Genomic DNA, 13,127 nt, shown 5'->3' on the forward strand with positions numbered 1-13,127 from the left:
CGTGAGGAGTTCCTTCTCGTGTCTTCCCCCACCCTGCAGACCGCCCCGTTCCCCGTCCGCGTCTTCGGCGGCCCGACTGCCCTCTTCGAGTACGGCGGCCTGCGTTTTCTCACCGACCCGACCTTCGACGACCCCGGCGACCACCAGGCACCGGCCGCTGTGCTGACCAAGACGGCGGCGGCCGACGGCAGCCCGGACGATCTCGGCCGCGTCGACGTGGTCCTGCTTTCCCACGACGAGCACGCCGACAACCTCGACACCTCCGGCCGGGCCCTGCTCGCCGACGTCCCGCTGACGCTCACCACCCCCGGCGGTGGGGAGCGTCTCGGTCAGGCGGCCACCGGCCTCACCGACTGGCAGTCGGTCGAGCTCGAGCGCCGGGACGGCGGGCCCGGCACGGTCATCGTGACCGGCGTACCCGCCATCCACGGCCCCGGCCCGCGCGAGAAGGTCGAGCCGATCACCGGTCAGGTCGTCGGATTCGTTCTGACCGGCGAGGACCTGCCCACCGTCTACGTCAGCGGCGACAACGCCTCTCTCGACGCGGTCAGGGACATCGCCGAGCGCTTCGCCCCGGTGGACACGGCCCTCCTCTTCGCCGGCGCGCCCCGCTTCACCGAAGTCTTCGACAACGAGCTGATCGTCCTGGACAGCGCCCAGGCCGCCCAGGCCGCGACGATCCTCGACGCCGGCCGCGTGGTCCCCGTCCACTACGACAGCTGGGCCCACTTCACCGAGGGCGGCGACGAGCTCGTCGCCGCCTTCGCCGCCGCCGGTCTCACCGAGCGCATCGACTTCGGCGTCCGGGGCTGAACCCACGCACGCTGGGCACCGAGACCGGACACGGCCGGGCGACGGCCGACAGGGACCCGCCGCAGCTGTCTGCCGGCGCCCGGCCCCTCCCCCACCTCCCGCACCATCGAAGGACCGCACGACCATGACCGACCCGATCCGTGGCACCCGCCACGGCTCCGCCCCCGTCCCTCTGTCCGTACTGGACTCCGCCATGACCGGCACCGGCCAGACCGCCGCGGAGGCGCTGGCCGGCAGCATCGAACTCGCCCGGCTCGCCGACCGGCGCGGCTTCACCCGCTACTGGATGAACGAGCACCACGCCATGCCCGGCGTCTCCACCTCGAGCCCGCCCGTCCTGCTGTCCCGGCTCACCGCGGAGACCAGCAGGCTGCGGCTCGGCGCGGGTGGGATCATGCTGCCCAACCATCCGCCGCTGGTCGTCGCGGAACAGTTCGGCATGCTGGACGCCCTCGCCCCCGGCCGCATCGACCTGGGTCTGGGCCGCGCCCCGGGCACCGATCACGCCACGGCGGCCGCCCTGCGCCGCGGCGCGAGCGGCTCCGAGGACTTCCCCCAACAGGTGGCCGAGCTGCTGCACTTCCTCGGCGACGACTTCCCGGCCGAGCACCCCTACGCCGACCGCGTGTACGCCGTGCCCGGGCCCGCCCAGGACCGGCTCAACGGCGTCACCCCGCCCACCGGCCGCCTGCCGGTGTGGCTGCTCGGCTCGTCCGGCTACTCCGCGCAGCTCGCCGCGCGGCTCGGCCTGCCGTTCGCCTTCGCCGCGCACTTCAACCCGCGCGATGCCGTGGCCGCCCTGCGTCTGTACCGCGAGCGGTTCACTCCGTCCGAGGCCCTGGCCTTGCCGTACGCGCTGGTCAGCTTCACCGTCGCGGCATCCACCGACGAGCGTGAGGCCCGCCGCCAGGCCGGCACTCTCGCGCACGCCATGCTCCGCATGTTCCAGCGCAAGTCCTACCTGATGCCGTCCCCCGAGGAAGTGGACGCCTACATATACGACGCCCAGGAACGCCAGGCCGTCGACGGCTGGCTGGAGCACGTCCCGCACGGCACCCCCGAGCAGGTCATCGCCCATCTGAACCAGGTCCAGCGGGACTCCGGCGCGGACGAACTCATGATCGGCAGCGTCGGCCACTCCGTCCAGGCCCGGCTGCGTTCCACCGAGCTGATCGCCGACGCCTACGGCATGCCCGACAGCCCGCTCTGACACGGGACGGACGATCTGCGCCCGCCGACGCGGATCCCCCGCCACCCCAAGTCCTCTGACTCTCCAGGGGTCTTCGAGGAGTTCTCGTGGCGTTCCCGCCCGGTCCGGCAGCTCCTCCCGGACGTTCCGTACCGAACTCCTGGCCGAGCAGCACATCGCCGCAGACCTCCGGGCCGGCGCCCTCCGGACCCACGTACTCGCCCCGCGCGACCTCGGTGAGCACCGCCGCAGGATCCGAGGCCGTTGGCACCGACTGCCGAGAGGCAGGCGTCCTTGACGCCGGCGCATCCACGGGATGGGGCGACGTATGCTCGCGACGGTTTGGAGGCGGGACGAGCACGTCTTCCACTACGCGGTGCAGGCCGTCGACGGCTCGCTGAAGATCAGTGAAGCCGGGGTCCCGTCAGGCGCTCCGGCAGTTTACGAACCAGTGGGGGTCGAAACAGCGGGCCGTCGTGAACGGGTGGTGCGGGACGACAAGGAGGCGAGCAGGCGCGACTCCGCCTCCGCCCAACGCGCGCCCGGCTACTGGGCCGACCGGTCGGGCCCGTGCTCGTCGGCGCCAGGTCGGCGCAGCGGCCGCTCAGCCGACCGGTGTCGTCTGGGCCAGGGCGATGCGCCGGTCCCCGCCCCGGCGGGTCATCACGTAGGTCATGACACCGACCGAGGGCAGTACGGACGAGTCCTTTGCCCCGGACCGTTCGTCGTGGACGGTCTTGGTGCGGCTGACGACAGCGACGTCCGACGTGGTGAACCGGATGTCGTCGACCTCCAACGAGGTCCGGATGTCCTTGAGCGGGGAGGAGAGCGCTTCAGCCATGGCCGAGGCGAAGGCCTCACGCCCGAAGAGGCGCCGCCCCGCCAAGTTGACGATCACCATGTTCGAGGTGTGCAGCGCAGGCAGCACGTCCGGGTCGAGCTGCGCCTCCTGGGATCGCGCGACCAACTCGCGAATCCTCTGCTCGTCAGCGTCGTTGCCGGGGTGAGTGATGTTCATGGTGTCCCTGAGGGGAACTCAGGACTTCGACTCGGGTTGAGGTCAACCGCAGTTCTGAGGGGGCCGGGTCACGGCGACGTGACTGGCGGGAACCGTGCAAAGAGCGACCGGTGTCGGGGCGCGTGACCACGCCCCGACACTCCCTGCCGGGGATCAGGTCGTCGACGGCTTCCCGGCCGACGGCCTCTCGTGGAGGGCGTCGACGACCGCGCGCTCCAGGACCGCCGACTTGCTGAGCAGGGTGCCCTTCGGTCTGCCGGGCGTGCCGAGGCATCGGGATCAGACCTCAGAGGTGCTGCGCATCCTGCGCGGCAGCCCGGCCGGGCTCAGTCGATCGTCTTGAGCACCCGGGCGGGCACTCCCGCGACCACGGTGCCGGCAGGAACATCACGAGTGACCACCGCACCGGCAGCGACCACCGCACCGGCACCGATGGTCACACCTTGCGTGATCACGGCAGCAGTCCCGATCCAGACGTCTTCCCCGATGACGATCGGGGCGAAGGAGAGGTACTCGCGGCGCTCGGCCAGGGGCAGGGGATGGCCTCCGGTGATGAGGCTGACCTTCGGGGCGATCATGACGCCGCTGCCGACACGGATGCCTCCCTTGTCCATGAAGGTACATCCCTGGTTGACGAAGACGTTCTCCCCGAACGTGGTGTTCAGCCCGCACTCGGTGAAGAACGGCGGGTAGATCGTCACCGACTCCGGCAGCGGGCCGCCGAACACAACGGAAAGTAGTTCAGCACGACCTTCGCTGTCGCTGAACGGAAGCACGTTCAGTCGAGACGTCGCATCGGTCACCTCCACGATCCGCTCCACATGACGCGAGAACTCAGGCGTCTGGACATGCATGACCTGCTCTGTGCGAGTAGACATACGCTGACCCCACCACCGCGCAGAACACTCGATCAAACAACCCCGCACCACACCGGACACAACCAGCAGTTGTGGAAGTAGGGTGGAGGCGTGGATGTTGAAGTGCTGCGGACGTTCGTGGCCGTCGCCGAGACCGGCCAGTTCCAGGCTGCGGCCGACGAGCTGGGGGTCAGCCAACAGGCGGTCTCCAAGCGGGTCGCGGCCCTGGAGAGGCACATCGAGGTCACGCTCCTCGTGCGGACCTCCCGAGGCTCCCGGCTGAGCCTGGACGGGCAGGTCTTCCTGCCGCACGCCAAGAAGGTCCTGGCGACCATCGAGCAGGCCGAGCAGGCCGTACGCCCCGGCAGTCGTCCCTTGCGCGTCGATGTCCTCAATCGGCGCATCTCCCCGGCCCAGGCCGTCTACCGGTTCTACCGCTCCCACCCCGAGACGGACCTGGACGCGGTCACCCTGAGCCAGGAGAACGCCGCCCAGGCCGCCCAGGCGGTGCTCGAAGGAACCGTCGACGCGTCCTTCCGTGCCCTGCCGGCAGACCAGATCCCGGCCGGGATCAGCACCGAACGACTTCTGGACGCACCCCTGGAGCTGCTGGTCGGCCCCGGTCATCCGCTGGCCGGCGTGCCCTGGGTCAGTCCTGCCGACCTGGCCGGCCACCGCATCTGGATCCCCGGGATCAGGCCGGGCACGGAGTGGTCGGCGTTCTACCGGGCGCTGTCCGAGGCCTTCGGCCTGAGCATCGACGCGCTCGGCCCCAACTTCGGTGACGAGGCCCTGATGGACGCGCTGGCCGACTCGGCCTCGCTGGCCACCCTCGTCGGCAGCGGAGACCGGTACCTGTGGCCCCAGAACCACGACCTACGACGTATCCCGTTGCACGACCCGACCCCGGTCTACCCGCACGTGCTGCTGTTCCGAGACGGAGACCGGCACCCCGTACTGACCGCGCTACGCGACCATCTGCGCACCACCGGCCCGCGAACCCCGCACGACATGTGGACGCCGGACTGGGTAGAGCGCTGACCGGACGACCGAACCAACGGACGTGCGGACATGCGCGTGAAGCTCCCGAGTGGGCCGTTCTCCGTCCGGGGGCTACGTTCCCCCCGCCCGGCCCAGCCTCGGCGGACGCGGTGGCTTCCGTGGCGGCTGCGCTCAAAGGCCCTTCAGCGCAACGGCGCTGGGGCTTCCTGATTCCGCCGTGTACATCACCAGAGAGAAACCTGAGCCGGGCAGGCCGAGGGTGTGCCGGTCGATCTCCAGCTCGCCCAGCGTGGGGTGACGCAGGTTCTTTCGCACGCTGGGCATGGCTCTACGGGGCGAACTCGTCGGCGAGACTCACTCCTGTCCGACGTCGCGGTCGAACGGCTGCGCCCGGAGACCGGCCCCGTCCATCTCGGCAGCCTGCGGGCCGACCTCGACGCGTGCGAAAGCGTCGCATGAGACCCGGCTCGGGTCGGACGCCGCGGCGTACGTGCGGGACAGGACCCGGAGGGCAATCTGTGGATCTTCGGAACCTACCGCGCGCGGTCCCTCATCGGAGTAGAGCGCCGGGACGAGACGAGAGGACCCCGGCCCGTTGGGCCGGGGTCCTCTGCCGTGTTCGTGCGGCGCGGGGTCAGTGGCTACCGGCGAGTTCGCCGGTGAGCTTGCCGTGGAGGTCGGCGCTGGGGTCGTTCAGGCCGGTGATCTCGACGGTCTTGCCACGCTGCTTGTACTTGGTCTCGATGGCGTCGAGGGCGGCGACGGAGGAGGCGTCCCAGATGTGGGCGGACGAGAGGTCGATGACGACCTTCGCCGGGTCGCCGGCGTAGTCGAACTGGCCGACGAGGTCGTTGGAGGAGGCGAAGAACAGCTCGCCGGTGACCCGGTAGACGACCGTGCTGCCGTCGGGGTCGGTGACGGCGGTGACCTGGGCGAGGTGGGCGACGCGCTTGGCGAAGATGACCATGGCGGTGAGGGAACCGACGAAGACGCCGATGGCGAGGTTGTCGGTGGCGACGACCACGATCACCGTGATGACCATGACCGCGATCTCCCCGGCGGGCATCCGCCTCAGTGTCTTCGGGGCGATGGAGTGCCAGTCGAAGGTCGCGAAGGAGACCATGACCATGACGGCGACCAGGGCGGCCATGGGGATGTCGGAGACGACCGGGCCGAAGGCGATGCACAGCACCATGAGGAAGCTGCCGGCGAGGAAGGTGGACAGACGGGTCCGGGCGCCGGACACCTTCACGTTGATCATGGTCTGGCCGATCATGGCGCAGCCGCCCATGCCGCCGAAGAAGCCGGTGACGATGTTGGCGATGCCCTGGCCGATGGATTCGCGTGTCTTGGAGGAGTGGGTGTCCGTGATGTCGTCGACCAGCTTCGCGGTCATCAGGGACTCCATCAGGCCGACCAGTGCCATCGCGAACGCGTAGGGGGCGATCGTCGTCAGGGTGTCCAGGGTGAACGGCACGTCCGGCAGGCCGGGAACCGGCAGAGAGGACGGCAGGGCTCCCTTGTCACCCACGGTCGGCACCGCGATGCCGGCCGCGACCGTGATGACGGTGAGGATGACGATCGAGACGAGCGGGGCCGGGATCACCTTGGTGACCTTCGGGAAGAACACCATCAGCGCGAGACCGCCGATGATCAGCGGGTAGACGGCCCAGGGCACGTCGTGCATCTCGGGCACCTGTGCCATGAAGATCAGGATGGCCAGGGCGTTGACGAAGCCGACCATCACCGAGCGCGGCACGAAGCGCATCAGCTTCGCCACTCCGAGTGCGCCGAGCACGGCTTGGATGACGCCGGCGAGGATGACGGCGGCGATCAGGTAGCTCAGGCCGTACTCGTGGTTCAGCGGGGCGATCACGAGGGCGACGGCGCCGGTGGCGGCGGAGATCATCGCGCGTCGGCCGCCGACGATCGAGATGACCACGGCCATGGTGAACGAGGCGAACAGACCGACCGCGGGGTCGACACCGGCGATGATCGAGAACGAGATCGCCTCGGGGATCAACGCGAGAGCGACGACCAGGCCGGCGAGGACCTCGGTGCGCCAGACCTTCGGGTTGTTCAGCCAGTCCGGCTTGAAGCCGCGCAGCCGCGCGGCGGGAGTCACAGCAGCAGAAGACAAGGAGATGCGTACCTGTCGTGCTCGGGCCCCCCTGTGTCAGGCCGGGGGCATGCGGTAAGGACGCGCGAGGGCCGGGCCGGCACCCCGCGGACGGCCCGCAGAGCGGGCCGGAAGTCGAGGGGGGTGGACGCGAGGCGGGCGGCACGCACAGGCGGCCGGGCGGCTCACATCCGGGGGCGAAGGGTCACGGCGGGCAGGCGGCGGCGATCGGCGTCATGGGCTCGCGCACGCTCTCTCCTGCAGAAATCGGATCCTCGCCGGAGGCGTCATCGGCCCCGGAACGGCAGCAGCGGGGCGACCGAGCCACCCTCACCGCCGACAACTCTACCCTAACGTTAGAGTAGGGGTTGGCGGAGTCGCACGGGACGCGTCCCGCCACGAGGAGAAGGGCCAGGGACACGAGCGTGGACGGCAAGCACATGCAGATCGGCGAGGTCGCCGCGCGGACGGGGCTGTCCCTGCGCACCATCCGGCACTACGAGGAGACCGGCCTGGTCATCCCCTCCGCCCGCTCCCAGGGCGGATTCCGTCTCTACACGGAGTCCGATGTGCAGCGGCTCATGGTCATCCGCCGCATGAAGCCCCTCGGATTCACCCTGGACGAGATGCGTGACCTCCTCGACGCCGTCGACCGCCTCGACCATGCCGAGACGGCCGACGGCGCCGGGCGCGAGGCACTCATGGAGCGGGTGCGGACCTACGAGCAGGATGCCAGCCGCAAGATCGAGGAACTACGCATCCAGCTGGCCCGCGCCGAAGACTTCGCCGCCACCCTCCGCAGCCGCCTGGACGCCGCATACCCCTAGCAGGCCGCCTCGGCCTGCCCTTCGGCCACCGGCCGACACTGCGCGCCGACACCGGACCCTGGCGGCCGCCTTCCCGGCACCCTCATCAGGCGGCAGCCCGGATGCGGAACCTCAGTCCGTCCGGACAGCTCAGACATTGCTCGCCGACGTCCTGCCCGCCCGTCACCCCGTGTCCCAGGCCGCGTGCGCGGCCGGCCACGGCGTCCGGGGCGTCGACGGAGACGACGAGCTCCCAGCGAGGTGAGCACTCCTCACAGCCATGCATCGGTACGAAGTCCGCACAGCTGGGGACGGTGCCGAGCATGTCGCGGTAGAACCGGCGGGCCTCCTCAGGGCGGGGGCAGGCAAGAACCATGTGGTGTGGTGCGCGCGTCGATGGAGACCACCGGTTGGAAGGGTGTGTCTGCCACAGAGAGAAGGCCGCGCCCACGGAATCGATCAGGGTGGCGATGCGGCCCTGGTCCCCTGCGTCGAAAGGCGGGAGTACGAGCTGGGCACCCGCCGCGACGGCGGCTTCGGTGCGGGTCTCGACGTCATCGACGGCGAGGTAGTAGGCGATGTGCGCGGGAGTGCCCGGCGGGTAGAGCGGAGAGCTGAGGTCACTCACGCCGCCGATCTGATGACCGTCGGCGGAGATCTTGATCGCGCGGCGCCAGTCGCCTTCGTCCACGGCGAACCGCCACCCCAGCACAGCGGCGAGAAAGGCCGTGGTGCCCGGCACGTCATGCGTCTTGACGTCCATCCAACAGAACTCGTTGAGCGCCCCGAGGTGAGGTGTCGTCAACTGCTTGCCCCCTTGCCGTGTCGGCCAATTGCTGTAGTAGCCGACTTGTCGTTTCCTCAGCAACCCGTTTCGGACTGGTCGCCGCGGAGGAACACCCTCACGCCGGCGGTGATGAGCGCGATGCGGGCCGGGCCGGGGCCGGCAGTGGCGCGGCACCGTAGTGGCTGCGCACGCGCACAAACTGGTGTGCGTCGTCGGGCAACGGTCATGTAGCGTGCGGGCATGTCGAGCCCCGAAGCATCCAGGGCGGGGGCTTTCGGTCACGCCGTCAGCCCCCTGAACCACTGAGTCGGTAGTTCTGCCGTCCCGCCGCGTTCCGCGGCCGGACGCTTACGGGTGCTGACCGCGGTGACGAGAACGCCTCCACTCCTGTTTCTCATCGCCTCGGAGCCACTCGATGCCTCTCGCGCTGTACCTGCTTGCCATGGCCGTCTTCGCCATGGGCACCTCCGAATTCATGCTCGCCGGCCTCTTGCCCGGTATCGCCTCCGACCTCGACGTGACGGTCGGCACAGCAGGCACGCTCACGTCGGCCTTCGCGATCGGCATGGTCGTCGGCGCTCCACTCATGGCCGGGCTTGCCCGCAACTGGCCCGCGCGGTCCGGTCTTCTCGGGTTCGTCCTCGTATGCGCGGTGGCTCACGCGCTGGGCGCGACCACCGCTGACTTCCCGGTCCTGTTCGCCACCCGGGTGGTCGCAGCGCTTGCGAACGCGGGATTCCTTGCGGTGGCTCTCACCACCGCCACCAAGCTGGTGGCAGCGGACAAGAAGGGACGCGCGCTCGCGGTGCTGCTGTCCGGGACAACGACGGCCACGATCGCCGGGGTCCCGGCGGGATCGGTACTCGGCACCATGCTCGGCTGGCGAGCAACGTTCTGGGCCGTCACCGCCCTCTGCCTGCCCGCAGCCATCGGCATCCTCAAAGGCATCCCGGCCGGCCCTGTGCGGGGAGGCGAGTCGCACAGGCCGGCGCTGCGAGCCGAGCTGGTACAGCTCAAGAGCCCGCGCCTGGCGCTCGTGATGCTGCTCGGTGCCCTGGTGAACGCGGCGACTTTCGCAAGCTTCACCTTCCTCGCGCCCATCGTGACCGGCACCGCCGGCCTGGGCGATCTGTGGATCTCTGTGGTTCTGGTGCTCTTCGGGCTCGGTTCCTTCGTCGGTATCACCGTCGCTGGACGAGTGTCCGACCATCGCCCTGACCTGGTCGTCACTCTCGGCGGCCCGCTGCTTCTCCTCGGCTGGCCGGCCCTGACCGTGCTGGCCGACCGGCCTGCCGCCCTGCTCGTCCTCGTGTTCCTGCAAGGAGCACTGTCGTTCGCGCTGGGCAGCACCCTGATCACGCGAGTCCTCTACGAAGCTACAGGAGCCCCCACCATGGCCGGCTCGTACGCGACCGCGGCTTTCAACATCGGCGCCGCGGTCGGACCGCTCATCGCCGCGAGCTCCCTCAACACTGCTCGCGGTGACCTCGGGCCGCCGTGGGTGAGTGGACTGCTCGTCGCGACCGCGCTGCTCGTGGCGTTCCCCCTCCGGAGCGTGCTCGCGGCCGGCCGTGGCACCGAGGTGCATCGGTGAGCGCCCCGTAGGTCGGTGGCTGATGCGTCTGGGCATCAGCCACCGCAGCTGCTGGACGGGCGGAGCGAGACGCGCGGAGCGGGGGCAGAGTGGCGCAGGCCGGTCAGGGCTTCCCCACCAGGTGCTCACGCGCGGGCTCGCCGGTGGTGCTCGAACCGGGTTCGCCGGACGTTGGCTTGGAGAGCCAGCGCAGGGCGACGGCCCCGAGCGCGGCATGCAGCAGGCCGGCCACCACCACGACGACGTGCAGGCCGGTGACGAAGGCGCCCTTCGCGTCCTGGAGTGCCGCGGGCACAAGGCCCGGCAGTTGGAGCGTCCCGTCCAGAGTGGGGGCGAGGCCCGGTCCCTGGAGGCGGAAGATCAGTGCCGCGAGCGACCCGAGGATCGCGATACCGAGGGCGTTGCCGATCTCGTTGCTGGTCTCCGCGATCGCGCCGGCCGACCCCGCGCGCTCCGCGGGGACCGCCCCTACGGCGGTGTCGGCGACGACGCTGAAGGAGATGCCGTACCCGACTCCGGCGATCACGGTGGAGGCGACGTACCAGCCGATGCCGCCGGTGATGGTGGTGGGCAGGAGCAGAAGCAGGCCGCCCGCGATGGTGAAGTGGCAGGTGATGAGCGCGGCCTTCTTGCCGATGCGTTCGACGAAGGCGGGCGTGACGACGCAGGTGATGGTGAGGACCGCCGCTCCGGGGAGCGCGAGCAGAGCGGCGTGCAGGACGCTCAGGCCGAGGACGGACTGGAGGTAGATGCCGGACAGGTACGCCGCCGCCGACCACGCCGCCAGCGGCAGCAGCCCGGTGATGACCGCGATCGTGAAAGTGCGGTCGCGGAACAGGGAGAAGTCGATCAGCGGGTGCTCGAGGTGCCGCTGGCGGAGCGCGAAGAACGTCAGGGCCGCGAGACCGAGGAGCCCTGTCACGACCGGCAGGACCGCGAAGCCCTCCGCGGCCAGGTGCTTGATGCCGTAGATCGTGAACAGCAGGCCCCCGGCGGAGGTCACGACGCTGACCGGATCGGTGCGGCCGGTCCGGGTCGCCCGTACCTCGCGCAGCAGGACCGGCGCGAACAACAGGAAGACGACGATGACGGGCAGGTTGACCAGGAAGACCGAGCCCCACCAGAACTGCCCGAGCAGCGCGCCGCCGACGACCGGTCCGATGGCGAACCCGGCCGCGAACGCGGCGGCGAAGATCCCGATCGCCCGGGCGCGCTGCTTCGGGTCGGGGAACAGTTCGCTCAGCACCGCGAGCGCGGAGGGCAGCAGGGTCGCGCCGGCCACGCCCATGAGCGCCCGGCAGGCGATGAGGAGCTCGGGGTTCGGCGCGAACGCCGCCCCGGCGGAGCCGAGGCCGAACACGGTGGCGCCGATCATCAGGAGCTTCAGGCGGCCGTAGCGGTCGCCGATGCTGCCGAAGGCGATCAGCAGGGACCCGACGGCGAAGCCGTAGATGTCCAGGATCCACAAGGCCTGGTCGGCGGTGGGCGAGATGGCCTCGGTGATGCTCGGCATAGCCAGGAACAGGATCGAGCCGTCCATCGAGACCAGCAGGACCGGGCCGAGGACCACCGCGAGGCCGAGCCAGGCCCGCATGCCGGGTGAGGTGTGCGCACGCTGTTGAGTCATGCCCTCGACGGTCCGGCACCTCGGGCGCCACAACCATCCCCGTGCCATGGGTACACCTGACAGGTACACCCGCGGGCCGGGCCCGCGTCATAGGCTCGAACGCATGGAGAGCCTCGGAACGTTCCTGAAGAGCCGCCGTGACCGTGTCACTCCGGCCGAGATCGGCCTGCGCACCTACGGCACCTCCCGCCGAGTCCCCGGCCTCAGGCGTGAGGAGCTCGCTCAGCTCGCCGGAGTGAGCGCGGGGTACTACACGCGCCTGGAGCAGGGTCAGGCCGAGACGGCGTCCGAGCAGGTGCTCGACGCGCTGGCCCGGGTGCTCCGGCTCGACCAGGTGGAGACCGTCCACCTGCACAACCTCGCCCGGCAGTCCGCGAAGCCCGGCCTGAGCGAACCGCCCCCCGAGGAGCCGCACCCGCGCGTCCTCAGGCTACTGGAGTCGCTCGGCGAGGCCACCCCCGCGATCATCCTGGGCAGGCGTGGGGACGTGCTCGCGTGGAACCACACCGGGCACGCGCTCGTCGCCGAGCACATATCCCACGAGGCGCCTCGGGATCCGTCGCAACGTCCGTCGATCCCCCGGATGTTCTTCCTCGACCCCCACACCCGCGACATGTACCGCAACTGGCACGAGCTTGCCCGCGTCCACGTCGCCTATCTGCGCCTCACCGCAGGCCGGTATCCGACTGACGCCCGGCTCGCCGGCCTGATCGGTGAACTCACCATGCGCAGCAACGACTTCGCGACGATGTGGGCCACCGGTGACGTCTCCGACTGCACTGTCGGGGCCATGCACCTGCAGCACCCCACCGTCGGTGCCGTGAACGTGGAGTACCAGGTGTGGCTCCAGCCCGAGAGCCCCGACCACCGGGTCGAGCTCTACACCGCGAACGACTCGACCTCGTCCGACGCGGTGCGGGTCCTGGCCCAGCAGCGCGGCCGTACCGACGAGCCGGAGCCGCTCGTACGACACTGACCCGGACAGTACTGAGCACCGTGCTCATCCTGAGCTGCTGCGCCGAGACGCTGAGCCTCGGTTGCAGGGGTCTTGTACGACGTGTTGCCCCGTCGGCCTGTCGCCTCAACCGTTACCGATGGCCCAACCCGGAGTTGCGTGTACGTCCTCAAGAATGGATGTTCTTCTCGGGTGGCCGGTGGCGCCGACGCGAGGTGTGCTCTTCGTAGGACTGTGGGTCGGGGTAGGTGATCAGCTCCAGCGTGCTGCCCCACGGTGTGCGCGTGTAGACCATGCGGTCGCGTGGCCCTGCCTCCGGTCCCGGCAGCGGGTGCGGGGCGGGTGCCGGTGCGGGTGCCG

At 70.1% G+C, this 13,127-nt stretch carries 12 protein-coding genes and 1 pseudogene; 6 read left to right on the forward strand and 7 right to left on the reverse strand.

Going from position 1 to position 13,127, the window contains the following annotated elements; all coding sequences use genetic code 11:
• The first annotated feature begins 18 nt into the window (after positions 1-18).
• Both ABEA26_RS15525 and ABEA26_RS15530 read left to right on the forward strand, forming a co-directional pair.
• Positions 19-813, forward strand: coding sequence for an MBL fold metallo-hydrolase (locus ABEA26_RS15525; RefSeq protein WP_345592883.1), 795 nt, complete (start codon positions 19-21; stop codon positions 811-813).
• A 124-nt stretch (positions 814-937) separates the two neighbouring features.
• Positions 938-2,023, forward strand: a complete 1,086-nt coding sequence (locus tag ABEA26_RS15530) for an LLM class flavin-dependent oxidoreductase (protein ID WP_345592837.1) — start codon at positions 938-940, stop codon at positions 2,021-2,023.
• 583 nt (positions 2,024-2,606) lie between these two features.
• Here the strand turns inward: ABEA26_RS15530 and ABEA26_RS15535 are convergent.
• Together ABEA26_RS15535 and ABEA26_RS15540 are read right to left on the reverse strand one after the other, a co-directional pair.
• On the reverse strand, positions 2,607-3,020 hold the full coding sequence (locus ABEA26_RS15535) for an SgcJ/EcaC family oxidoreductase (RefSeq protein ID WP_345592839.1): 414 nt from the start codon (positions 3,018-3,020) through the stop codon (positions 2,607-2,609).
• A 326-nt stretch (positions 3,021-3,346) separates the two neighbouring features.
• Positions 3,347-3,874 (reverse strand): DapH/DapD/GlmU-related protein, encoded by a 528-nt coding sequence (locus tag ABEA26_RS15540; protein ID WP_345592841.1) that lies wholly within the window; start codon positions 3,872-3,874, stop codon positions 3,347-3,349.
• A gap of 114 nt (positions 3,875-3,988) precedes the next feature.
• On the opposite strand from ABEA26_RS15540, the gene ABEA26_RS15545 reads away from it, so the two are divergent.
• Positions 3,989-4,918 (forward strand): LysR family transcriptional regulator, encoded by a 930-nt coding sequence (locus tag ABEA26_RS15545; protein WP_345592843.1) that lies wholly within the window; start codon positions 3,989-3,991, stop codon positions 4,916-4,918.
• A 132-nt stretch (positions 4,919-5,050) separates the two neighbouring features.
• Here the strand turns inward: ABEA26_RS15545 and ABEA26_RS15550 are convergent, their stop codons facing one another.
• Entirely contained in the window at positions 5,051-5,203 is a 153-nt protein-coding gene (locus ABEA26_RS15550) for an MmyB family transcriptional regulator (protein ID WP_345592844.1), read from the reverse strand.
• 310 nt (positions 5,204-5,513) lie between these two features.
• Positions 5,514-7,004: a SulP family inorganic anion transporter gene (locus tag ABEA26_RS15555; RefSeq protein ID WP_345592845.1), complete on the reverse strand. Its 1,491-nt coding sequence runs from the start codon at positions 7,002-7,004 to the stop codon at positions 5,514-5,516.
• Positions 7,005-7,423: 419 nt separating this feature from the next.
• Here ABEA26_RS15555 and ABEA26_RS15560 point away from each other — a divergent pair, with 419 nt between their 5' ends.
• Positions 7,424-7,825 (forward strand): MerR family transcriptional regulator, encoded by a 402-nt coding sequence (locus ABEA26_RS15560; protein ID WP_345592847.1) that lies wholly within the window; start codon positions 7,424-7,426, stop codon positions 7,823-7,825.
• A gap of 85 nt (positions 7,826-7,910) precedes the next feature.
• Here the strand turns inward: ABEA26_RS15560 and ABEA26_RS15565 are convergent, their stop codons facing one another.
• On the reverse strand, positions 7,911-8,609 hold the full coding sequence (locus tag ABEA26_RS15565; protein ID WP_345592848.1) for a VOC family protein: 699 nt from the start codon (positions 8,607-8,609) through the stop codon (positions 7,911-7,913).
• A gap of 397 nt (positions 8,610-9,006) precedes the next feature.
• Here ABEA26_RS15565 and ABEA26_RS15570 point away from each other — a divergent pair, with 397 nt between their 5' ends.
• Positions 9,007-10,185 carry a Cmx/CmrA family chloramphenicol efflux MFS transporter gene (locus tag ABEA26_RS15570; RefSeq protein ID WP_345592850.1) on the forward strand — a complete coding sequence of 393 codons (1,179 nt, stop codon included), beginning with the start codon at positions 9,007-9,009 and terminating at the stop codon, positions 10,183-10,185.
• Between the two features lie 103 nt (positions 10,186-10,288).
• Here ABEA26_RS15570 and ABEA26_RS15575 read toward each other — a convergent pair whose 3' ends face one another.
• Complete coding sequence (locus tag ABEA26_RS15575; protein WP_345592851.1) at positions 10,289-11,812, reverse strand: MFS transporter; 1,524 nt, start codon at positions 11,810-11,812, stop codon at positions 10,289-10,291.
• 103 nt (positions 11,813-11,915) lie between these two features.
• Here ABEA26_RS15575 and ABEA26_RS15580 point away from each other — a divergent pair, with 103 nt between their 5' ends.
• Positions 11,916-12,788: a helix-turn-helix transcriptional regulator gene (locus ABEA26_RS15580; RefSeq protein ID WP_345592853.1), complete on the forward strand. Its 873-nt coding sequence runs from the start codon at positions 11,916-11,918 to the stop codon at positions 12,786-12,788.
• Between the two features lie 148 nt (positions 12,789-12,936).
• Here the strand turns inward: ABEA26_RS15580 and ABEA26_RS15585 are convergent.
• Positions 12,937-13,127 (reverse strand): annotated as a pseudogene (locus ABEA26_RS15585) (hypothetical protein); the annotation flags it as partial.

Source organism: Streptomyces marokkonensis (assembly GCF_039539045.1).
Classification (GTDB): domain Bacteria; phylum Actinomycetota; class Actinomycetes; order Streptomycetales; family Streptomycetaceae; genus Streptomyces; species Streptomyces marokkonensis.